This window comes from Streptomyces dengpaensis, assembly GCF_002946835.1.
GTDB lineage: Bacteria > Actinomycetota > Actinomycetes > Streptomycetales > Streptomycetaceae > Streptomyces > Streptomyces dengpaensis.
In genome coordinates, this window is the sequence record NZ_CP026652.1 from 7,118,181 (window position 1) to 7,140,267 (window position 22,087).

Consider the following 22,087-nt stretch of genomic DNA (forward strand, 5'->3'; position numbering starts at 1 on the left):
CAGACTCGATTACCGCAGGGTAGGGGGACGTTCCGGGCAGATGCCCCGGGGTCCCGGACTGATTCCCTCAGGCTCGGCGTCAACCCGTAGAGTGACGCGCACGCAGGAGGAACGACCTTCCCCCGACGGTCCCTGCCCGGGGTGACGGTCCACCGGCGCGGGTATGCGTGCCCGTGGCGGGGGTTCCTCTCGCGCACGTGAAACGGCCCCGCCGAGCTCCGAGGCGGTCCGATTGCCGGGGTACGAGGAAACGGGGGGTGCATGAGCACGGAAGCGCGCCGCGCCTCCCTTCCCCCGCACCCGTCGACGCCGCCGGGCTCGTCGACGCCGTCCAGCCCGTCGACTTCGTCCAGCCTGTCGAGCGCGTCCGGCCCGTCGACGGCGGCAGGTTCGCCGACCCTGCCTGGTCCGTCGAAGCCGCCGGGCCCGTCGGCCCCGCTCGGTCCGGGGGATCCGTTTGGCTCGGCGACGGGGCCGGGGGCGGGAACCCCACCCGGTTCCGGGGCGCCGTCCGGTACGGGGACTCCGCCCCGCCCGTCGGCCCCGCCCCGTCCGGAGCAGCCTCCGTCGCCGGAACAGGCCTCGCTGTTGGGCGAGACCGCGTCACGGGGTGAAGCCGGGTTGCGTGGCGTCGCGTCGGCGGGGGAGACCCCGTCGCGCGGAGCGGCCGCGTCGCCGGCGGAGTCGCAGGCTCCTCCCCGTCCCACGACGCCGCCGACGGGCTACGCCCCGTCGCAGCGCCCGCAGGGTCCGCCGATGGGCGCTGCCCCGTCGCATCCCCTGCGGCCGGCGCCCCCGCCTCCGCCCGGTCCGCAGGAGCCGTCGTCGGGTGACGCCTCGTCGCTTCCGCCGCGGCCGGCGGCGTCGCCCTCGGGCGGCAACCCCGCGCTCCGGCGCCGTCCGGCGACCCCGCCGACGGGCGATGCCGCGTCGCCCCGCCCCCAGGGGCTGCTGTCGGGTGACAACCTTCCGCCCCGGCCGGCGGGGCCGCCTTCGGCGGGCGAAGGGGGCGGACCTCGGGTGTCCGGTGCCGTGCCGCGAGGGTCGCGTGTGCCGTCGCCGGCCCGTTCCTATGACTTCTTCGACACCCCCGCCGTTACGGACTCCTCCGACGTCGTGCCGGAGGCCCGGCGGTTCCCCGAGCTGCGCCCCGAGCGGCAGTCCGGTTCGGTGACCCCGCCGCCGCCCGCGGCCTCCGCGCGGTTCCCGGACGCGCCCCCGGTGGCTCCGGAGAACGCCGCGCGGCGCGCCACCGTGCCCGAGGAGCGGCCCACCGAGACGACCCGGCGGCTGCGGCCCATCCCGGCCCAGGAGCCCGCCGCACCTCCCCGTGTCCCCGTAGCGCGGCCCTACGTGTCGTTCGCGCAGCCGGAGACGTACGACGACGGCGGCGAGCGCCCGGGGCCGGCCGACGGGCGGCGCACCCGTCCCCGTACCGCGGCCGCCGCGGCCTGTGTCGTGCTCGGGCTCGGGCTCATCGGCGGTGCGGTGACGGGGAGTTGGCTGACCGGCGACGGCGGTGACGGAGCCGGTTCGCGAAGCGGCTTCGCGGCGGCAGGGGAGTTGTGGCACAGCGTGCCCGTGGACCAGCTCTTCCCGCCCACTGTGAAGGGAGACGGCGCGGGCCCCGGCGGCGCCGACCGTACCTGGACCCGGGTCGCCGTCGCCCCGGACACCGGCTGCGAGGACGCCTTCGACCCGATCCTGCGCAAGGCCCTCGCCCCGGTCGGCTGCCTGCGCCTGCTGCGCGCCACCTACACGGACGTCACCGGCAGCCATGTCACCACCGTCGGCCTGCTGTTCACCAAGGCGGACGCGGCGGCCATGGCCTCCCTGAAGGCCCGCTTCGAGAAAGAGGGCCTGGACCGGCGCACCGACCTGATGCCCCGCCCGTACGCCCCGAAGGGCACCGACGCCGAGGGCTTCGGCGCCGCCCAGCGCGCTTCCTGGACGGTGTCGGTCCTCACCGACGTCCCCGTCGTCGTCTACGCCGTCTCCGGCTTCGCCGACGGCCGCGCCGTCAACTCCCCGCAGCCCGCAGCCGACGCGATGAAGCCGGGCGCGACGACCGCCCCCGCGCAGGCGGGCCTCGGCCACGAGGCACAGGGCCTCGCCGACCGCGTCGAGCGAAGCCTCCGCAAGACCGCAACCTCGGCCACGGAGAAGCCGTCATGACCGCCCAGGCCACCCGCACGGCCGGAGGGCTCATCAGCGCCCTGCTGGCCGCCTCCCTCGCGCTCGTGCCCGCCACCACCGCGCACGCCGACGGCATCCGCGCCCAGCAGTGGGCGCTCGACGCGATGCACACCCAGGAGGCCTGGCGCACCACGAAGGGCAAGGGCATCACCGTCGCGGTCCTCGACACCGGCGTCGACGCCGAGCACCCGGACCTCGCGGGCAACGTCCTCACCGGCAAGGACATGGTCGGCTTCGGCGCGAGCCGCGGTGACCGGTCGTGGGCCCGGCACGGCACCGCCATGGCGGGCATCATCGCCGGGCACGGCCACGGACCGGGCAACGGCGACGGCGTCCTGGGCATCGCCCCCGAGGCGAAGATCCTCCCGGTCCGCGTCATCCTCGAAGACGGCGACTCCGCTCGTACGAAGGCCCGCAACACCCGCGGCAACGCCCTTGCCGAGGGCATCCGCTGGGCCACCGACCACGGCGCCGACGTCATCAACCTCTCCCTCGGCGACGACTCCAAGTCGGCCCACCCGGAACCCGCCGAGGACGCGGCCGTCCAGTACGCCCTGAAGAAGGGCGCCGTCGTCGTCGCCTCGGCCGGCAACGGCGGTGAGAAGGGCGACCACATCTCCTACCCGGCCGCGTACCCAGGCGTGATCGCCGTGACCGCCGTCGACCGGTACGGCACCCGAGCCTCGTTCTCCACCCGCCGCTGGTACGCCACCGTCAGCGCCCCCGGCGTCGACGTCGTCATCGCCGACCCGGACGACCGGTACTACGAGGGCTGGGGCACCAGCGCGGCCTCCGCGTTCGTCTCCGGCGCGGTCGCCCTCGTCAAGTCGGCCCACCCGGGCCTGTCCCCGGCCCAGATCAAGCAGCTCCTGGCGGACACCGCCCGCAACGCCCCCACCGGCGGCCACGACGACTCCCACGGCTTCGGCTTCGTCGACCCCGCCGCCGCGATCAAGGCCGGCGGCCGCCTCAAGCCCGAGGAGCTGCACTCGGCCGTGTACGGCGACAAGTACTTCGGTCCGGGCCCCGACACCTCCGCGGACGACGGCAGCTCCTCCGGCTGGGCGGTCGCCCTCGCCGGCGGCCTCGGCGTGGTGGTGCTGGCGACGGCGGTGGTGCTGTGGCGCGGCCGTGGGGGATCACGCCGGTTCGGCGTGTAGCACCGGCGCCGCGGCGGCGTACGCCTCGTTCGTCTCAGTCGTCGGCCGTGTCCCGGAACGCGGCGACCGCGGCCTGTGCCGCCGCCTCGACCAGCGAAATCCCCTTCGCCTTCGTCGAGTTGCCCTGAGACAGCGTCGCCACCAGATAGTCGTGCCCGTCGACGGTGACCCTCCCGATGCTGTTGATGACCCACAGCCCGGTCGTGCTGCGCGGCAACCACCCGTTCTTCAGGGCCCATTGGGCGCTGTCGGCCGCGACCGACACCCCCCAGTGCTGGCCGACGGCGATCTCGCCCATGAGCCCCTGGAGGTACGCCCGCGAGCTCTCGCCGAGTTCCGAGTCCTCCCCGAACACCTGCTGGAGCAAGGCCAGTTGATCGGCGGCCGTGGTCCGGGTCAGGCCCCACAGCATGCCGTCGCCGCCGTCCGTCCCGGTCAGCCCGAAGCGCTTGTTGGCGGAGTCCAGGCCGTCCGCCTGCCCGATCGCGCGCCACAGGGCGGACGCCGACGTGTTGTCGCTGTTCTCGATCATCGCGGTGGCGTACGCCTTCTCCTGCGCCGTCAACTGCCGGTCCGCGTCCTGCGCCTGGAGCAGCAGCGTGGCCAGGATGTCGACCTTGACGATGCTCGCGGTGTCGAAGGTGCCGTCGCCGTACACGGCGCTCTCCCCGGAGCCGGCGTCGAGGACCGCGACCGACACGTCGGGGCCGTCCTCCACCGTCACCGACTTCATGGACTTGGCGAGCAGCGCGTCCCGGTCCACCGGGAGCTCCGCCGCAGGTTCCACCGAGGCCTCCTCGCTGACGGCAGGCGACGCCGAGGACGACGATGACGCCGAGGACGACGATACGGGGCTCGGGCCGTCGTGCGCCTGTGCCTTCATGTACACCGTCCCGGCCGCCGTGCCGCCCACCAGGACGGCGGAGGCCACCGCCGTGGAGAGGAGCGTTCTGCGTCGGGTCGGACGGGCGTTGTGGCCCAGGGCTCTGTGGCGGTCCATCCCGCGATGCTGGGGGTCCGGGCTGTGCCGGGGGTTAGACGCACGTTAGATCTGTGTCAGGGATGGCTGAGAAACCCATGAGCCCCGTCACCGCCGCGTTTCCGGGGCCGCACAACCGCAGCAGCAGCCCCCCGATAGGGTCGGGACCGTGGCGAACAAGAACATTCCCGACTCCGGCTTCTCCGACGACGACGGCTCCGCCGACCCCCGGCTGAGCGCTGCGCTCGCGGCCTGGGCCGAGGACCGCACCGCCGTGCGGCCGGTCCTGGAGGCGCTCAAGGGCGCCCGGCTGCTCGTGCCCGTCGTGGCCGTCCTCGGCGAGGCCGAGGTGGACGAGAAGGGCCTCCGCCACGAGAAGACGAGCGACATGGCGGTGCCGACCCTGAAGGCCGGCAGCCGCACCGCCCTGCCCGCCTTCACGTCCACCGAGTCGCTGGCCCGCTGGGACCCGGCCGCCCGCCCCGTCGCCGTACCCCTGCACCAGGCCCTGCAGGCGGCGGCGCACGAGAAGGCCGACACGATCGTGCTGGACATCGCGGGACCCGTGCCCTACGAGCTGACCGGCCCGGCCCTGCTGGCGCTCGCCGAGGGACGGACGACGACGGACCCGCTCGCCGATCCGGCCGTGATCGAGGCGGTACGCGGGGCAGTGGCCGCCGAGCCGGCCGTGTTCTGCGCCCACCTCGGCCCCGGTCAGGCCGACGGCACCCTGGCCCTCGTACTGGACCCGTCCGCCGCCCCGGCCGACGCCGTCCGCGCGATCGCCGGGCGGCTCGCGGCCGACGAAACGCTGAGGGCCCGCCTGGTGCGCGGCCTCGACCTGGCACTTCTGCCGGCCGGGGCGACGCCTCCGGGCGAGCCCTTGTACGTACGGGCATGAACCAGCCGTGACCCGGGACCGGTCGTAGATCCGTAATCCGGGACCGGTCGCAGATAGGGACCGGCCGTAGATGGGAACCGGCCGTGGAGAGGGACTGGCCGCGGATCGGGACTAGCCGTAGACGGGGCCGGTGTACTTCTCGCCCGGGCCCTGGCCCGGCTCGTCCGGGACGATCGACGCCTCGCGGAAGGCCAGCTGCAGCGACTTCAGGCCGTCGCGCAGCGGCGCCGCGTGGAAGGAACTGATCTCGGTCGCGCTCGCGTCGAGCAGCCCGGCCAGCGCGGTCACCAGCTTGCGTGCCTCGTCCAGGTCCTTGTGCTCGTCGCCCTCCTCGGTCAGACCGAGCTTCACTGCGGCGGCGCTCATCAGGTTGACGGCGACCGTCACGATCACCTCGACCGCGGGGACCTCGGCGATGTCGCGGGCCAGGGTCTCGTAGTCGGGGTTCTGGGGAGGGGTGTCACTCATGCCTCACACGATAGGCCCCGGCACGTCCGCCCCGTGCGGGGGAGTGCCGGGGCGCTGCCCGGTGCACACCGGTTCGCGCCTCCTTCGGGGAGCTGCTAACCTTGTGTAACGACCGGTCGGACGCGCCAGCAGGTATGCAGCGTGTTCGGCCCACAAGTGGAGGCTCCGATCTCCCACCTGACCGTCCTCCGGGGCGGCGGGTCACCCGGTCAGGCGGCCACCACCGTTCCGTACGGACGGTGGAGTCGCCCGAAATTGCGCCCCGCGGTTCACCGCGGCGGTGCTCCGGTAGTTCTTGGAGCCCCGCCTGTGTACCGTCCGGGGCATTTTTCATATGCCGCGGCAGTTGGTCGCAGTGTCATCAGAGACAACGCGGCTGTCCGCCAGACCGCCGTGTGGTGCTACCGAGGAGGATCCATCAGCGCCGAGCCCCGCATCAACGACCGGATTCGCGTTCCCGAGGTGCGACTTGTCGGTCCCAGCGGCGAGCAGGTCGGGATTGTTCCGCTTGCCAAGGCCCTGGAGCTTGCGCAGGAGTACGACCTGGACCTGGTCGAGGTCGCGGCGAACGCCCGTCCGCCCGTGTGCAAGCTCATGGACTACGGGAAGTTCAAGTACGAGTCGGCCATGAAGGCCCGTGAGGCGCGCAAGAACCAGGCGCACACGGTCATCAAGGAGATGAAGCTCCGGCCGAAGATCGACCCGCACGACTACGACACCAAGAAGGGTCACGTCGTCCGGTTCCTCAAGCAGGGCGACAAGGTCAAGATCACGATCATGTTCCGTGGTCGCGAGCAGTCCCGGCCCGAGCTGGGCTACCGACTGCTGCAGCGTCTCGCGGAGGACGTCCAGGACCTCGGTTTCGTCGAGTCGAACCCGAAGCAGGACGGCCGGAACATGATCATGGTTCTCGGTCCGCACAAGAAGAAGACCGAGGCGATGGCCGAGGCCCGTGAGGCCCAGGCGGCCCGCAAGGCAGAAGCGAAGGCCAACCCCGGCCGCTCGCAGAACGCCGCCGAAGCCGAGACCGCCGAGGCCCCGGCCGAGGCGTCCGCCGAGGCCTGATCCCAGGGCGAAGGCCCCGGGGACTCACGGACAACCGTCCGCGGAGTCCCGGGACACCCGTCCAGGGATGTCAATCGATACATACATGACGTTCCACCGTGCCCGGTTTCGCGACCGGGCATCGGAACGCCACTGACGAGGAGAGAACGGCGCTATGCCGAAGAACAAGTCGCACAGCGGTGCCAGCAAGCGCTTCAAGGTCACCGGCTCCGGCAAGGTGCTCCGCGAGCGCGCCGGCAAGCGCCACCTGCTCGAGCACAAGTCGTCCCGTCTGACGCGTCGCCTCACCGGCAACGCCGAGATGGCCCCGGGCGACGCCAAGAAGATCAAGAAGCTTCTCGGCAAGTGACGTACGGGCGCCACTGAGCGCCGTACGCCAGGACCGGGACCCAATCGAATTCGGGCCGTGTGACGACCACCACGGCCCCGCTACAAGGAGTTAACAAGTGGCACGCGTCAAGCGGGCAGTCAACGCCCACAAGAAGCGCCGGGCGATCCTCGAGCAGGCCTCCGGCTACCGCGGTCAGCGCTCGCGCCTGTACCGCAAGGCCAAGGAGCAGGTCACCCACTCGCTGGTCTACAACTACAACGACCGCAAGAAGCGCAAGGGCGACTTCCGTCAGCTGTGGATCCAGCGCATCAACGCCGCTGCCCGCGCCAACGGCATCACCTACAACCGCTTCATCCAGGGTCTGAAGGCCGCGAACGTCGAGGTCGACCGCAAGATCCTCGCCGAGCTGGCCGTCAACGACGCCGGTGCGTTCGCCGCGCTGGTCGAGGTCGCGCGGAAAGCGCTGCCGGCGGACGTCAACGCGCCCAAGGCTGCGTGACGCTCGCGCCGGCCTTGAGCCGGACGTGAAGTGACCGGACCCGCAGGTGTTGCCACCTGCGGGTCCGTTGTGTTGTCGCCCGCCGCCCCTGCCCGTCCCGTACCTCGGGGCTGCCGCCCCCAGACCCCCGCATCGCGCTGACGCGCTCGTCCTCAGACGCCGGACGGGCTAGAACGTTCCAGCCCCGGCCGGCAAAAGTTCAGCCCCTCCGGCGTTTGAGGAGCGGGGTCTGGGGCGCTGCATCCATCAGCGGCTCCGCCGCGGGCCCAGGTCGAGACGGGCAGGGACGGCGGGGGCGACGAACCACCCACCCCGCAATCCCACCGAAGGTGACCCCATGCCCCCCGCCACCCCCGAGCTGATCTCCCCGCGCTCTCCCCGTGTCACCGCCGCGCGGCGGCTCGCCAAGCGGAACTTCCGGGGGAAGGACCGGCTGTTTCTCGCCGAGGGGCCGCAGGCCGTGCGGGAGGCGGCCGGGCATGCGGTGGACGGGACGCCCACGCTCGTCGAGCTGTTCGCCACCGTCGAGGCCGCGGAGCGGTACGCCGACATCATCGGGGAGGCCCGGGACGCCGGGGCCCGTGTGCACCTCGCCGACGAGGCGGTGATCGCCGACATCTCGACGACCGTGACCCCGCAGGGGCTGGTGGGGATCTGCCGGTTCCTGGACACTCCGTTCGAGGAGATCCTCCGGGCCGAGCCCAAGCTCGTCGCCGTACTCGCGCATGTCCGGGACCCCGGGAACGCCGGGACCGTACTGCGGTGCGCGGACGCGGCCGGTGCCGAGGCGGTCGTCCTCACGGACGCGTCCGTGGACCTGTACAACCCGAAGGCCGTACGGGCCTCGGTGGGGTCCTTGTTCCATCTGCCCGTCGCCGTCGGTGTGCCCGTCGAGCGGGCCGTGCAGGGGCTCAAGGACGCCGGTGTGCGGATCCTCGCCGCCGACGGCGCCGGTGACGACGACCTCGACGACGAGCTCGACAAGGGGGCCATGGGCGGGCCCACCGCCTGGGTGTTCGGGAACGAGGCGTGGGGGCTCCCGGAGGAGACGCGGGCGCTGGCCGATGCCGTCGTCCGCGTGCCGATCCACGGGAAGGCCGAGAGTCTGAACCTGGCCACGGCCGCCGCCGTATGTCTCTATGCGTCCGCCCGTGCACAGCGCGCCTCCGGAGGGTGCCGTTCCGTCACCGAGAGCTAGTAGGGTGACGGCCTCGGGGGCCCTCGGCGCGAGACGAGAGGTGGGGTACGGGGATGAGTGTCGGCACGAGCGGTGCGCAGAAGGCGCCGCGAGCACGGGACGTGCACGGCACATCCGCGTCCCGGCGCGGTGAACGCGCCACCGGGACAGAGGCCGGCACCGACCCCGCGGCCGGGCTGGGAATCGACCCCGACGACCTGCCCGACGGACTCGTTGTCGCCGACGAGCACGGCCGGGTGATCTGCTTCAACGCCGCCGCCGCCCGGATCACGGCGAGGCCCGCCGCCGACGCGCTCGGGGACCGGCTCGAATCGGTCCTCCCCTTAGAGGACCTGGAGGGCCGCAGATGGTGGCAGCTGACCGACCCGTACGGCGGTCTCGCGATCCGCAACGGCCAGCCCGAGCGCAATCTGCTTCTGCCCGGCGGCCGTGAGGTCCTCGTCTCGGCGCGCTATGTGCGGACAAACCCCACCGGCCCCGTCCACCGCGTCGTCGTCTCCCTCCGCGACACCGAGGCCCGCCGCCGCACCGAGCGCAGCCACGCCGAGCTGATCGCCACGGTCGCCCACGAACTGCGCTCGCCGCTGACCTCCGTCAAGGGCTTCACGGCGACGCTGCTCGCGAAGTGGGAGCGGTTCACCGACGACCAGAAGAAGCTCATGCTGGAGACCGTCGACGCCGACGCGAACCGCGTGACGCGGCTCATCGCCGAGCTGCTCGACATTTCACGGATCGACTCCGGGCGCCTCGAAGTGCGCCGCCAGCCCGTCGACATCGGCGCCGCCGTCGGCCGCCACATCCAGGCGTACGTCACCGCCGGCCAGCCCGCCGACCGCTTCCTGCTGCGCATCGCGCACCCCCTGCCCGCCCTCTGGGCCGACCCCGACAAGATCGACCAGGTGCTCAGCAACCTGCTCGAAAATGCGGTGCGGCACGGCGAGGGAACCGTCACGATTGATGTCACGCCCGCGGCGTCCCCGCGCGAGCGGGAGAACTGCCCGCGCGAGCGGGAGCAGGCAGAGAACGCAGAGCACGCAGAGAACGCAGCCACGTCGGTCACGGTGAGCGACGAAGGCACCGGCATCCCAGAGGAGTCCATGAACCGCGTCTTCACCCGCTTCTGGCGGGGCAGCAAGCGCGGTGGGACCGGCCTCGGGCTCTACATCGTCAAGGGCATCGTCGAAGCCCACGGCGGCACCATCACCGTCGGTCGCGCCCCCGGCGGCGGCGCCGAGTTCCGATTTACGTTGCCCGTGGGCACCCCGGCGTATCTCCAGTAGCGCCGCAGCGGCCCCCACGGGTGCCTTCGCAGGGGAGCCTCCCATGGACGCCAGTCCTGTGCAGGCCCCCACCCCCGTTAGACTCGGCCTTTGGCACCTTTGCGTCCCCGTTTCAGGGACGACGCGTCCCCCGAGTCGGGACGGGGACCCTCAGCCAGCCAACCGGAAGCACGGGAAGAGATGTCGGCACCGAATAAGTCGTACGACCCTGTAGAGGTCGAGGCCTTGAAACCGGAAGAGATCGAGCGCATGCGGGACGAGGCGCTCGCCGCCTTCGCGGCCGCCGGCGACCTCGACGCGCTCCAGGAGGCCAAGGTCGCCCACACCGGCGGCACCTCGCCGCTGGCCCTCGCCAACCGCGAGATCGGCGCCCTGCCCCCACACGCCAAGGCCGAGGCCGGCAAGCGTGTGGGCCAGGCCCGCGGCGCTGTGAACAAGGCGCTCGCCACCCGCCAGGCCGAGCTGGAGGCCGAGCGCGACGCCCGGGTGCTGGTCGAGGAGGCGGTGGACGTCACGCTGCCCTACGACCGCGTACCGGCCGGCGCCCGCCACCCGCTGACCACGCTGTCGGAGCGCATCGAGGACATCTTCGTGGCCATGGGCTACGAGGTCGCCGAGGGCCCGCAGGTCGAGGCCGAGTGGTTCAACTTCGACGCCCTCAACATCGGCCCGGACCACCCGGCCCGCGGCGAGGCCGACACGTTCTTCGTGCAGGGCCCGGAGGGCGGTACCGAGTCGGGCGTCGTGCTGCGCACCCACACCTCGCCCGTGCAGATCCGCTCCCTGCTCGACCGCGAGCTGCCGGTCTACGTGATCTGCCCCGGCCGCGTGTACCGCACCGACGAGCTGGACGCCACGCACACCCCGGTCTTCCACCAGGTCGAGCTGCTCGCCGTGGACGAGGGCCTGACCATGGCCGACCTCAAGGGCACCCTGGACCACATGGTCCAGTCGCTGTTCGGTGAGGGCATGAAGACCCGGCTGCGGCCGAACTTCTTCCCGTTCACCGAGCCGTCCGCCGAGATGGACATGCTCTGCTACGTGTGCAAGGGCGCGTCCGTCGGCAACCCCGACCGCTCCTGCCGGACCTGCTCCAGCGAGGGATGGATCGAGCTGGGCGGCTGCGGCATGGTCAACCCGCGGGTGCTCATCGCCTGCGGCGTCGACCCGGAGAAGTACAGCGGATTCGCCTTCGGGTTCGGCATCGAGCGGATGCTGATGTTCCGCCACAACGTCGAAGACATGCGAGACATGGTCGAGGGTGACGTCCGGTTCACCCGGCCGTTCGGGATGGAGATCTGATGCGGGTCCCGCTTTCTTGGCTGCGGGAGTACGTCGACCTGCCGGCGACTCGGACCGGGCGCGACGTCCAGGCCAAGCTCATTTCCGCAGGTCTCGAGGTCGAGACCGTCGAGCAGCTCGGCGCCGACCTCAAGGGCCCGCTGGTCGTGGGCCAGGTGCTGACCATCGAGGAGCTGGAGGGCTTCAAGAAGCCGATCCGCTTCTGCACCGTCGACGTCGGCCAGGCCAACGGGACCGGTGAGCCCCAGGAGATCGTCTGCGGTGCCCGCAACTTCTCCGTCGGCGACAAGGTCGTCGTGGTGCTGCCGGGGGCCGTGCTGCCCGGCAACTTCGCGATCGCCGCGCGCAAGACGTACGGCAAGACGTCCCACGGCATGATCTGCTCCGGCGACGAGCTGGGCATGGGCGACGACGGTTCGCACGGCATCATCGTGCTGCCGCCGGAGACCGAGGTCGGCAAGGACGCCATCGAGCTCCTGGAACTGGTCGACGAGGTCCTGGACATCGCCGTCACCGCCAACCGCGGCGACTGCCTGTCCATCCGCGGCGTCGCCCGCGAGGCCGCCATCGCCTACGGCCTGCCGCTGAGCGACCCGGCCCTGATCGACGTCCCGGGCCCGAACGAGTTCGGCTACCCGGTCGAGGTCTCCGACCCCGCAGGCTGCGACCGCTTCACCGCCCGTACGGTCACCGGTCTGAGCCCCGAGGCGCGCTCCCCGATCTGGCTGCAGCGCCGCCTGCAGAAGGTCGGAATGCGCCCGATCTCGCTGGCCGTCGACGTCACCAACTACGTGATGATGGAGCTCGGCCAGCCGCTGCACGCCTACGACCGCAACCTGGTCCAGGGCACCATCGGCGTGCGCCGTGCCCAGGAGGGCGAGAAGCTCGTCACCCTGGACGGCGTCGAGCGCAAGCTGCACGCCGAGGACCTGGTGATCACCGACGAGCGTGGTCCCATCGGTCTCGCCGGTGTCATGGGCGGCGCCAACACCGAGATCGCCGACCACGACGACCTCGAGAACGCGACCTCCGACGTGGTCATCGAGGCCGCCCACTTCGACCAGGTCGCGATCGCGCGCACCGCCCGCCGCCACAAGCTGTCCTCCGAGGCGTCCCGCCGCTTCGAGCGCGGCGTCGACCCGCAGGCGGCCGCCGCCGCGGCGCAGCGCACCGCCGACCTGCTGGTGCTGCTCGCGGGCGGCACCGCCGAGGCCGGTGTCACCGAGGTCATCACGCCCTCCGGGCCGCACACCATCGCACTGCCGGCCGACCACCCGGACCAGGTCGCGGGCGTCGACTACGGCCGCGAGATCGTCGTACGGCGTCTGCAGGGGGTCGGCTGCGACGTGTACGGGCAGGACGAGCTGATCGTCACCGTGCCGTCCTGGCGGCCCGACCTCCTTGAGCCGAACGACCTGGCCGAGGAGGTCATCCGCCTCGAGGGTTACGAGAACCTGCCCTCCACGCTGCCCAAGCCGGAGCCGGGCCGCGGTCTGACGCACCGGCAGCGGCTGCACCGCCGCGCCGGCCGCGCCCTGGCAGGGGCCGGGTACGTCGAGGCGCCGAACTACCCGTTCGTCAGCGAGCAGGTCTTCGACCAGCTCGGCCTGGCGGCCGACGACCCGGCCCGCCGCGTCGTCAAGCTGGTCAACCCGCTCAACGACGAGGAGCCCGCGCTCCGTACGTCGCTGCTGCCGGGCCTGCTCGGCGCACTGCGCCGCAACAACGGCCGGGGCTCGCACGACCTCGCGCTGTTCGAGACCGGCCTGGTTTTCCACCCGCGTGAGGAGCAGTCCGCCGCCGGCCACCTGCCCGTCGACCGCAGACCGACCGACGAGGAGATCGCCGCGCTGAACGCCGTGCTGCCCGAGCAGCCGCGCCATGCCGCCGTGGTCCTCGCGGGCGCCCGCGAGCAGGGCGGCTGGTGGGGCGAGGGCCGCCCGGCCGACTGGGCCGACGCCATCGAGGCCGCGCGCCTTCTCGCCCGCGAGACCGGGGCCGAACTGATCGTCCGCAAGGGCCAGTACGGGCCCTGGCACCTCGGCCGTACGGCCGAGCTGGCGGTCGTCGTGGACGGCGCCGAGCGGGTCATCGGGTACGCCGGTGAGCTGCACCCCGGCGTTCTGAAGACCCTGGGCCTGCCCGCGCGCACCTGCGCGATGGAGCTGAACCTGGACGCCCTGGACCAGGCGGGCGACGGCACCCCGCAGGCGCCGAGCATCTCCTCGTTCCCGGTGGCCACCCAGGACGTCGCCCTGGTCGTCGACCAGGCGGTCCCGCACGCGGACGTCGAGGCCGCGCTGCGCGAGGGTGCGGGTGAACTCCTGGAGTCCATCCGGCTGTTCGACGTCTACGAGAACGCCGAGCAGCTCGGCGAGGACAAGAAGTCCCTGGCCTACGCGCTGCGCTTCCGCGCTCCCGACCGCACGCTGACGGTCGACGAGGCGTCCGCGGCCCGCGACGCCGCCGTCGCGCTGGCGGCCGAGCGCACCGAGGCGGTGCTGCGCGGAGCGTAGTCCGCGGACGGCTGCGAGCCACCCTGAGGGGTACATCCGGAAGTCCGGATGTACCCCTCACCCGTTCGAGTGACAAGTCCGGGCGATCTGGCCCGATCGGGGCATGCGGTCGACAGAATCGGACCGGCCTCATGGAAGCCGTCTGCGCTGTCAGGGCCTATTGGGGGGCCAATCGGCATGATCCGTATCAAGGCTGGGGCTCCCCGCAGGGCAACGCCCCCGACGCATTCGCGGGCGCTGGCCCGAGCGGGCCTCGGACCGCGGGGCCGGGGCGGCCGTCTGCGAGCCGGGCTCACCCGGGCGGTGCGCGGACCGCGGCCCCGGCTGATCCGCGCACGAGTCCCGCGTTCTGGCCTCGACCGGGCGGTGCGCCGGGCCGAGCGGCGGCCGTTGCGCCGGGCGCTGAGCCTCGGGCTGCCCACCTTCTGGGGCGCGATGGCGATCACGTACAAGATGACCTGTCCGCTCGCGCAGCAGAACGGGATGAGCGCCCGGATCGCCACCAGCGCCGTCTTCTTCGCCGCCGGTACGGGCCTGATGCTGCACATGAGAAGGGTGCTCCTGCGGGAGGTGAGGCAGCTCCGCAAGGTCGCGGGCGCGGCCCAGAACGTACTGCTGAGACCGCTGCCTCCGCGCATCGACGGGCTGAACATCGCCGCGGCCCAGCTGTCGGCGGACCGGGGCGCGAGCCTCGGCGGTGACCTGTACGAGGTGATCGCCACCGAGCACGGCGTACGGATCGTCATGGGCGACGTCCGCGGGCACGGAATCGGCGCCATCGGGACCGTCGCCGCCGTCCTCGGCAGCTTCCGCGAGGCCGTGCATGACGAGCCCGAACTCGGCAGCGTCCTCAGACGCCTCGAACGCGCGCTGGCCCGGCATCTGCGCGAGCGGGCCCGCGCCGAGCACCCCTCGGCGGGGCTCGATCCGGACAGCGCGGTCGCCGAGGAGTTCGTCACCGTGCTGCTGCTGGAGATCCGCCGCGACGGCGAGGTCTACGCCCTCAACTGCGGTCACCCGTGGCCGTATCTGCTGCGCGGCCATGTCGAACCGGCCGGCGGCGATGAACCGGCCGTCGCGTGCGGCCATGTCGAGCGGCTGGCGGGCGGGGAACCCCTGCCCCCGCTGGGGCCGTTCCCGCTCCCGGCTGAGCTGACCGCCGTGCACTGCGGTCAACTGCTGCCCGGCGAGGGGCTCTTCCTGCACACCGACGGAGTGGAGGACGCGCGCGACGTACACGGCCGGTTCTTCCCGCTGCCGGCCGTGCTCACCGAAGCCGTCCGTGTCCAGCCCGTCTCACCCCCGTCCGTCCTGCGCGCCGTCCTCACCCAAGTCCTGCGCCACACCGGCGGGATGCCCGCCGACGACGTCGCGCTGCTCGTCCTGCGCAACGACCGCCGACGCGTCCCCGTACAGCACGGCGCCTCCGTCGCGCACCGGGTGACGTGAAGGAACGACCTGGCGCCGTCCGCCCGGCCGCGGAGTGTCGGGCAGGCGGCCGGGCGGACGGCGCGGAGCCGGGCCGCCGCACTGTACGAGGGGGAGCCGGCGGCCCGGTCCGGCCTCTTGCGAGGCATTTCAGTCAACCGGCCGGAAACGCTCTGCGACAGCGCACGTACTGCGCGGATGCGGGCACTCGCTTCACACCCCGTGTGAAACGGGACGCACTAGTCTGACGGCACCGAGCCACCCGGGGGGCCTTCATGCAGCCCAACACTCTGCTCGACGCGATTCTCGACGAGGCCGGCATCTCGCACGCGGGACTCGCCGCCCATGTCAACCAGGCGGGGAGAGCGCGCGGTCTCGCGCTCAGATACGAACACACCGCCGTGGCACGCTGGTTGAAGGGGCAGCGGCCGCGCGGCCAGGTGCCCGACCTGATCTGCGAGGTGCTCGCAAGCCGACTGCACCGGCCCGTCACGCTCGACGACATCGGCCTCGGCGTGCCCGGCGAGCCGTCCGCCCCGCACGGCACCTCGCTCTCCGGCTTCGTCGAACGCGCCACCGCCCTGTGGCGATCCGACGAGCAGCAGCGCCCGCACATCCTCGGCGCACCCGCCGTCACCGGAACGCCCGCCGTGATGCCCGTGTGGGAGTGGGAGAACCCGCCCGAGGACGTGGACGTCTCCCGCGGCGGACGCCACAACGTCAGCATGGCCGACATAGAGATGCTGCGCGCGGCCCGCGCCCACTACGAGCAGATGTACCGCAAGGCGGGCGGCATCGCGACCCGCACCCGCATAGTCGGCTTCCTCAACTCGGAGACCGCGCCCCTGCTGCGCGGCAGCTACACCGACGCCACCGGCCGCCAACTCCACCGCGCGACCGGCGGACTGGTCGCCATCGCGGGCATCTGCGCGTACGACTCCGACGCGCACGGACTCGCCCAGCGCTACTTCCACCAGGCGCTGCGCCTGGCGAAGGCCAGCGGCGACAGGGGACTTGGGGCCTACGTCATCGCCCTGCTCGTCAACCAGGCGCTGTTCATGCGCGAGTACCGGCAGGCCGTCGCCTTCGCCGAGGCCGCGCTGCGCGCCGCCGGACGGCACATCACTCCGGCGCTCGCCTCCGACCTCTTCGCGATGCAGGCCAAGGCGTACGCACACCTCGGCGACGGCAGCAGCGCGCTGTCCTGCATCCGGCGTGCCGAACAGGCAGCCGAGCGCATCCGGCGCGGTTACGAGCCCGACGAGACCGGCTATGTCCAGCCGGGCCTGGTCAACGTTCAGGTGGCGGAGGCGCTGCTCAGCCTCGGCGACCTCGTCGCGGCGGGCGAGCACGCCGTGGCCGCCGTCGACAACCCGGCCCACGACCGGGGACGCGTGCACCGGCTCGCCATGCTCAGCCAGATCGAGCTGCGCCAGGGCAATGCCGACAAAGCGGTGGCCACCGCGGTCCAAATGGCCGAGCAGGCACGGGGAATGGAGTCCCAGCGACTGCGCGACAGACTGCGCGCGGTGCGCGAATACCTGGTGCGCAGCGACTGCGCGGGCACGGCCGAGGCCGCCGAACTCATCGACGGAGCATTGCGCGTACCGCTCTAGGAGACGCTCCTGCTGCCATATTGCCATCTACTCGGCGGAAGGTGGCAGAACCGTGCAGTGGACGAAACAGAACGAACAAACTGTGTATGCAAACCGCTGGTTCAGCGTCAATCTCGCAGATGTGGAGCTGCCGGACGGTCGGCACCTCGATCACTTCTTGATACGGCTGCGGCCCGTTGCCGTGGCCACGGTGGTGAATGAGGCCAATGAGGTGCTGCTCCTGTGGCGGCACCGCTTCATCACCGACAGCTGGGGATGGGAACTCGCGGCGGGCGTCGTCGATGACGGCGAGGACATCACCGTCGCGGCCGCCCGCGAACTGGAGGAGGAGACCGGCTGGCGGCCGGGACCCCTACGGCATCTGATGAGCGTCGAGCCCTCCAACGGACTCACCGACGCCCGGCACCACATCTACTGGGCCGACGAAGGCACGTACATCGGACACCCCGTGGACGACTTCGAGTCCGATCGCCGGGAATGGGTTCCCTTGAAACTCGTCCCCGACATGGTCGCCCGCGGCGAGGTCCCGGCCGCCAACATGGCTGCCGCACTGCTCCTTCTGCACCATCTCAGGCTCGGGCCGGACGCGTTGCCCTGATCCGTTCCCCCACAGCGTCCTGGGGTCTAGTGGCCCAGAGTCTGCCAGACCGCCACGGCCAGCGCGCCCACGGCCGCGACGACCGCGAGGGTGGGCAGGGGCCAGCGGGTGTGTTCAAGGGCGACGACCCGTGCGCTCAGGTCGTTGAGATCCTTGGCGGTCTGTTCGTCGCGCTGAGTGAGCAGCGCCAGTCCTCCCTCGATGCGAGTAAGCCCCACTTCGAGGGACCGGCGTAACTCTGCGAGTTCCCCTGGGACCACGGGATGCTCGGGGTCGGCGGTCACGAGTCCGCTCCTTTCCGTAGTCGTCACATCCCTTACATGCGCACGGAAAGTCAACCGGCCTGCTGGACGCGTGGGGAGCGTGTGCGAGGGGCATATGCGGGCCCGGCGCACACACGGTGTGTGAATGGCGTGGGCCCGGCACCTGCGACAGGTGCCGGGCCCACGCAAGCCCCAGGCTCACGATCCGTAGTCATCCACGGCTGTCGTCAGTCAAGCCGCAGCTGTCATCGGCCATTGCCGTGGGTGATTATCAGCCAGAGCCGTGGGTGACGGTCAGTCGTAGGTGTAGAAGCCCGAGCCCGTCTTACGGCCCAGCCGGCCCGCGTCCACCATGCGCTGGAGCAGCGGGGGAGCGGCGTACAGCGGCTCCTTGAACTCCTCGTACATGCTGTACGCGACCGAGGCCACCGTGTCGAGGCCGATCAGGTCGGACAGCTTGAGCGGACCCATCGGGTGGGCGCAGCCCATCTCCATGCCGTTGTCGATGTCCTCGCGGCTCGCGATGCCCGACTCGAACATCCGGATCGCGGAGAGGAGATACGGGATCAGCAGCGCGTTGACCACGAAGCCCGAGCGGTCCTGGGCGCGGATGGCGTGCTTGCCGAGCGCCTTCTCGGCGAACAGCTGGGCGCGGCTGAGGGTGCCCTCGGAGGTGGTGAGGGCCGGGATCAGCTCGACCAGCTTCTGCACCGGGGCCGGGTTGAAGAAGTGGATGCCGATCACCTGGTCGGGACGCGACGTGGCGACCGCCAGCTTCACCAGCGGGATCGAGGAGGTGTTGGAGGCGAGGATCGCGTCCTGCCGGGTCACCACCTGGTCGAGCACCTGGAAGATCTCGGTCTTCACCTGCTCGTTCTCGACGACGGCCTCGATCACCAGGTCGCGGTCGGCGAACTCGCCGAGGTCCGTGGTGAAGTTCAGCCGGTCCTGGGTGGCCGTGAGCTCCTCCTCGGAGATCTTGCCGCGCTCGGCCGCCTTGGAGAGCGAGTTGAAGAGCCGGGTACGGCCGATCTCCAGGGCCTCGCCAGTGGTCTCGGCGACCATGACGTCCAGACCGGCGCGGGCGCACACCTCGGCAATGCCCGCTCCCATCTGGCCGCAGCCCACCACTCCGACGCGTTCGATGTCGGTCACATCGTCCCCTTCGCTGATCTACGGACCTGGCAGGAGCCCCGTTGTTCGGTGCCTGCTTGCACGTTACTCCGAAGTATCGATGATCGATCGTGCGGGTCCGGAATGCCGGGCGCGGAGACGGTCCATGAGGACGTGGATCCGGTGCGTAGGTCGCGCAGGGGGCGGAAAAGGGGAGGGTGTCGCGCGAGTGTTCGCGGTGAGCGTGAGGGCGACGCGGTCGGGGTTCGCGACAGCGGGGGCGGCTGCCCGGGTCGCGACGGACCGCATCGGTGCGACGGCACGGGCCGTCGCCGACCACTACCAGCGGCCGGCGAACCCTCCGCGCTGTGTTACTTGTTCTTCTGGTTCTGGTGGCGGATTTCGGTATCGGGGCCCGGTGAGCACACTCCCTCGTGCCCGTCCTCGAACTTCACGCGGTACGGCGGAGTGCCTTCCGCTCCCATGACCTCGGTGATCTTCCCGACCTTGTCGTGCTGCCCGACAACCCTGCCGTGCTGCACAAGCTGGTCGCCCACGGTTGCGCGCATCTGAACGGTCTCCTCGTCATCTGCGGGAGTAGCGGTTCGTGGCCGCAAGTTTACGGCTGGTGGCGCCGGTTGGCCCGGCCCGTGCGTGCCGGTCAGCCCCGCGCCCGCTGGGTGAGCGCGATGCAGACCAGTACGGCCGCGGCCGTCAGGGGTGCGGCCGGTGTGAGCTGCTCGCCAAGAAGCAGTACCGACCACACCAGTGTGAGCAGTGGCTGAGCAAGCTGCAACTGGCTGGCCTTGGGAATCCCGATCGACGCCATGCCGCGATACCAGACGACCAGACCGAGGAACTGCGACCCTGCCGCCACCCACAGCAGCCCCGTCACGCTGTGCGCCGTCAGCCGCACCGGCTCGTACGACAGTGCGAGGAGCGCGCCCGGCACAGCCGGCGGAAGACACAGGACCAGCGCCCAGCCGATGACCTGCCAGCCCGGCATGACCCGCGCCAGCCGGCCGCCCTCCGTATAACCCGCCGCGCAGATCAGCAGCGCCCCGAAGAGATACGCGTCCGCGCCGGTCAGCGCGCCACCGCTCTGCTGAACGGTGAACGCGATCACCGCGGCCGCGCCCGTGAGGGCCGCGAACCAGAACATCCGCGAGGGCCGCGCCCCGGTGCGCAGCGCCGACAGCAGCGCGGTCGTCAGCGGCAGCAGTCCGACGACCACGGCCGCGTGGGCGGTGGTCGACGTCTGCAGCGCGAGCGTCGTCAGCAGCGGGAAGCCGAGCACGACCCCGGCCGCGACGACGGCGAGCCCCGCCCAGTGCCGGCGTCCCGGTACGGGAACGCGCAGCGCCAGCAGACAGCCGCCCGCGATCACCGCCGCGAGGACGCTGCGCACGGCCACCAGGGACCAGGGGCCGAAGCCCTCCAGGCCCCAGGCCGTCGCCGGGAAGGTGAGGGAGAAGGCGGTGACACCGAGGGCGGCCTGCAGGGTGCCGGAGCGGCGGTCCGCCGACGTACCCCGTGTGGGTGCGCTCACCGCTATCTCGGTCGGGGCGATAGCGCTACTCTGTGTTCTCATGCATGAGCGTAGCAGTGTGGGACATCTGGCGAATCAGCTGCGTCGGGAGCTGAATCGCTACTCACCAGGTGGAAAGCTGCCGTCGAGCCGAGCGCTCGTCGAGCGGTTCCGGGTGAGCCCGGTGACCGTGTCACGGGCGCTGGCGCAGCTCGCCGCCGAGGGGCTGGTGGTCACCCGGCCCGGCGCCGGCGCGTTCCGGGCACAGCCGCGCACGGGCGCCGCGCCCGTCGGGGACACCTCCTGGCAGGAGGTCGCGCTCAGCGCGGACGCCGCCACCGAACTCGTACCGCGCACGGTGGACGCGTCCGGCGTTCTCGTCTCGCTCGCCGCCCCGCCGCCCGGCGTCATCGAGTTCAACGGCGGCTATCTGCACCCGTCGCTCCAGCCGGAGCGGGCGATGGGCGCGGCCCTGTCCCGGGCCGGGCGCCGCCCGGGTGCCTGGTCCCGGCCGCCCATGGAGGGGCTCCCGGAACTGCGCGAGTGGTTCGCGCGGGGGATCGGCGGCGCGGTCACCGCCGCCGAGGTGCTGATCACGGCGGGCGGCCAGTCCGGGCTGACCACCGCGCTGAGGGCGCTCGCCCCGCCGGGTGCGCCGGTGCTGGTCGAGTCGCCCACCTACCCCGGCATGCTGGCGATCGCCCGCGCGGCCGGGCTCAGGCCGGTACCCGTGCCGGTCGACGCGGACGGGGTGAAACCCGCGCTGCTCGCCGACGCCTTCAAGGCGACCGGTGCCCGGGTCTTCGTCTGCCAGCCGCTGTTCCAGAACCCGACCGGCGCCGTGCTGGCCCCCGAGCGGCGGGGCGAGGTGCTGCGCATCGCGCGCGATGCCGGGGCGTTCGTCGTCGAGGACGACTTCGTACGCCGTCTCGTGCACGAGGACGCGGGGCCGCTGCCGCGGCCGCTGGCGGCCGAGGACCCCGACGGAGTCGTCGTGCACGTCGGCTCGCTGACCAAGGCGACCTCGCCGAGCTTCCGGGTGAGCGCACTGGCCGCGCGGGGGCCGGTACTTGAGCGGCTGCGCGCCATCCAGGTCGTCGACACCTTCTTCGTGCCGCGCCCGCTGCAGGAGGCCGCGCTCGAACTCGTCGGCTCGCCTGCCTGGCCCCGCCATCTCCGTTCCGTGTCCGCCGAGTTGAGAACCCGTCGGGACACAATGACCACCGCGCTCCGCCTGACCCTCCCCGAACTCGCCCTCCCGCGCATCCCGTTGGGCGGCTACCACCTCTGGCTCCGCCTCCCCGACGGCACGGACGAGTCCGCCCTGGTGGCCGCCGCCCTCCGCGCAGGCGTAGCGGTCACCCCCGGCCGCCCCTACTTCAGCGCGGAGCCCCCGGCCGCGCACCTCCGGTTGAGCTTCGCGGCGGCGGCGGGGACGGAGGAGATCAAGGAGGGGGTAAGGAGACTGAGGGCGGCATACCAGGGGCTCAGCCCGTCCGGCGTTTGAGGACGAGCGCGAAGCGCGACAAGGGGGGTCTGGGGGCGGAGCCCCCCAGGTACGGGACGGGTAGGGGCGGAGGGGCGAAAACCGCCCATGACGCCCGCGGAACCGTGCGGCACCCGCCTAAGCAAGCCCACAGAGACCC

The 22,087-nt window shown here is 72.0% G+C and carries 21 protein-coding genes; 15 read left to right on the forward strand and 6 right to left on the reverse strand.

What is annotated here, in order from left to right; genetic code table 11:
* The first annotated feature begins 257 nt into the window (after window positions 1-257).
* The 3 genes from C4B68_RS44175 to mycP all read left to right on the forward strand — a co-directional run bounded on the left by C4B68_RS44175 (window position 258) and on the right by mycP (window position 3,356).
* Entirely contained in the window at window positions 258-614 is a 357-nt protein-coding gene (locus C4B68_RS44175) for a hypothetical protein (RefSeq protein WP_099500138.1), read from the forward strand.
* A 436-nt stretch (window positions 615-1,050) separates the two neighbouring features.
* Window positions 1,051-2,175 carry a hypothetical protein gene (locus tag C4B68_RS32830; RefSeq protein WP_373682190.1) on the forward strand — a complete coding sequence of 375 codons (1,125 nt, stop codon included), beginning with the start codon at window positions 1,051-1,053 and terminating at the stop codon, window positions 2,173-2,175.
* Window positions 2,172-3,356 carry a type VII secretion-associated serine protease mycosin gene (mycP, locus tag C4B68_RS32835; protein ID WP_099500139.1) on the forward strand — a complete coding sequence of 395 codons (1,185 nt, stop codon included), beginning with the start codon at window positions 2,172-2,174 and terminating at the stop codon, window positions 3,354-3,356. The genes C4B68_RS32830 and mycP overlap by 4 nt, the downstream gene beginning before the upstream one ends.
* Before the next feature lie 34 nt (window positions 3,357-3,390).
* Here mycP and C4B68_RS32840 read toward each other — a convergent pair whose 3' ends face one another.
* A complete protein-coding gene (locus C4B68_RS32840) occupies window positions 3,391-4,356 on the reverse strand; it encodes a serine hydrolase (RefSeq protein WP_099500140.1) in 966 nt (321 codons plus the stop codon).
* A 148-nt stretch (window positions 4,357-4,504) separates the two neighbouring features.
* On the opposite strand from C4B68_RS32840, the gene C4B68_RS32845 reads away from it, so the two are divergent.
* Window positions 4,505-5,236, forward strand: a complete 732-nt coding sequence (locus C4B68_RS32845; RefSeq protein WP_099500141.1) for an SseB family protein — start codon at window positions 4,505-4,507, stop codon at window positions 5,234-5,236.
* 111 nt (window positions 5,237-5,347) lie between these two features.
* Here the strand turns inward: C4B68_RS32845 and C4B68_RS32850 are convergent, their stop codons facing one another.
* Window positions 5,348-5,704: a DUF1844 domain-containing protein gene (locus C4B68_RS32850; RefSeq protein ID WP_099500142.1), complete on the reverse strand. Its 357-nt coding sequence runs from the start codon at window positions 5,702-5,704 to the stop codon at window positions 5,348-5,350.
* A 393-nt stretch (window positions 5,705-6,097) separates the two neighbouring features.
* Between C4B68_RS32850 and infC the strand changes: the two genes are divergently transcribed.
* From infC to C4B68_RS32905, 10 genes are all read left to right on the forward strand, one after another.
* Entirely contained in the window at window positions 6,098-6,769 is a 672-nt protein-coding gene (gene infC, locus C4B68_RS32860) for a translation initiation factor IF-3 (protein ID WP_099500143.1), read from the forward strand.
* Window positions 6,770-6,923: 154 nt separating this feature from the next.
* Window positions 6,924-7,118, forward strand: coding sequence for a 50S ribosomal protein L35 (rpmI, locus tag C4B68_RS32865; RefSeq protein WP_007829094.1), 195 nt, complete (start codon window positions 6,924-6,926; stop codon window positions 7,116-7,118).
* A gap of 97 nt (window positions 7,119-7,215) precedes the next feature.
* Complete coding sequence (gene rplT, locus C4B68_RS32870; protein ID WP_099500144.1) at window positions 7,216-7,599, forward strand: 50S ribosomal protein L20; 384 nt, start codon at window positions 7,216-7,218, stop codon at window positions 7,597-7,599.
* Between the two features lie 337 nt (window positions 7,600-7,936).
* On the forward strand, window positions 7,937-8,797 hold the full coding sequence (locus tag C4B68_RS32875) for a TrmH family RNA methyltransferase (protein ID WP_099500145.1): 861 nt from the start codon (window positions 7,937-7,939) through the stop codon (window positions 8,795-8,797).
* Between the two features lie 53 nt (window positions 8,798-8,850).
* On the forward strand, window positions 8,851-10,077 hold the full coding sequence (locus tag C4B68_RS32880; protein ID WP_099500146.1) for a sensor histidine kinase: 1,227 nt from the start codon (window positions 8,851-8,853) through the stop codon (window positions 10,075-10,077).
* Between the two features lie 180 nt (window positions 10,078-10,257).
* Window positions 10,258-11,379, forward strand: coding sequence for a phenylalanine--tRNA ligase subunit alpha (pheS, locus tag C4B68_RS32885; RefSeq protein WP_099500147.1), 1,122 nt, complete (start codon window positions 10,258-10,260; stop codon window positions 11,377-11,379).
* A complete protein-coding gene (gene pheT, locus C4B68_RS32890; protein WP_099500148.1) occupies window positions 11,379-13,895 on the forward strand; it encodes a phenylalanine--tRNA ligase subunit beta in 2,517 nt (838 codons plus the stop codon). Before pheS ends, pheT begins: the two co-directional genes overlap by 1 nt.
* Window positions 13,896-14,261: 366 nt before the next feature.
* Window positions 14,262-15,344: a PP2C family protein-serine/threonine phosphatase gene (locus C4B68_RS32895; protein ID WP_373682191.1), complete on the forward strand. Its 1,083-nt coding sequence runs from the start codon at window positions 14,262-14,264 to the stop codon at window positions 15,342-15,344.
* Between the two features lie 254 nt (window positions 15,345-15,598).
* Window positions 15,599-16,939, forward strand: coding sequence for an NsdA family TPR-like regulatory protein (locus C4B68_RS32900; protein WP_099500150.1), 1,341 nt, complete (start codon window positions 15,599-15,601; stop codon window positions 16,937-16,939).
* A 52-nt stretch (window positions 16,940-16,991) separates the two neighbouring features.
* Window positions 16,992-17,537 carry an NUDIX hydrolase gene (locus tag C4B68_RS32905; protein ID WP_099500151.1) on the forward strand — a complete coding sequence of 182 codons (546 nt, stop codon included), beginning with the start codon at window positions 16,992-16,994 and terminating at the stop codon, window positions 17,535-17,537.
* Between the two features lie 26 nt (window positions 17,538-17,563).
* On the opposite strand, the gene C4B68_RS32910 is transcribed toward C4B68_RS32905, so the two are convergent.
* From C4B68_RS32910 to C4B68_RS32925, 4 genes are all read right to left on the reverse strand, one after another.
* A complete protein-coding gene (locus C4B68_RS32910; protein ID WP_099500152.1) occupies window positions 17,564-17,821 on the reverse strand; it encodes a hypothetical protein in 258 nt (85 codons plus the stop codon).
* A gap of 273 nt (window positions 17,822-18,094) precedes the next feature.
* Window positions 18,095-18,955, reverse strand: coding sequence for a 3-hydroxybutyryl-CoA dehydrogenase (locus tag C4B68_RS32915; RefSeq protein ID WP_167459207.1), 861 nt, complete (start codon window positions 18,953-18,955; stop codon window positions 18,095-18,097).
* A 329-nt stretch (window positions 18,956-19,284) separates the two neighbouring features.
* The gene (locus tag C4B68_RS32920) at window positions 19,285-19,482 is read right to left on the reverse strand and encodes a DUF1918 domain-containing protein (protein ID WP_099500154.1); all 198 of its coding nucleotides are present in this window, start codon (window positions 19,480-19,482) and stop codon (window positions 19,285-19,287) included.
* A 92-nt stretch (window positions 19,483-19,574) separates the two neighbouring features.
* Complete coding sequence (locus tag C4B68_RS32925; RefSeq protein WP_099500155.1) at window positions 19,575-20,504, reverse strand: DMT family transporter; 930 nt, start codon at window positions 20,502-20,504, stop codon at window positions 19,575-19,577.
* Here C4B68_RS32925 and C4B68_RS32930 point away from each other — a divergent pair.
* The gene (locus C4B68_RS32930; RefSeq protein WP_099500156.1) at window positions 20,503-21,948 is read left to right on the forward strand and encodes an aminotransferase-like domain-containing protein; all 1,446 of its coding nucleotides are present in this window, start codon (window positions 20,503-20,505) and stop codon (window positions 21,946-21,948) included. The genes C4B68_RS32925 and C4B68_RS32930 overlap by 2 nt on opposite strands.
* The last annotated feature ends 139 nt before the right edge of the window (window positions 21,949-22,087 follow it).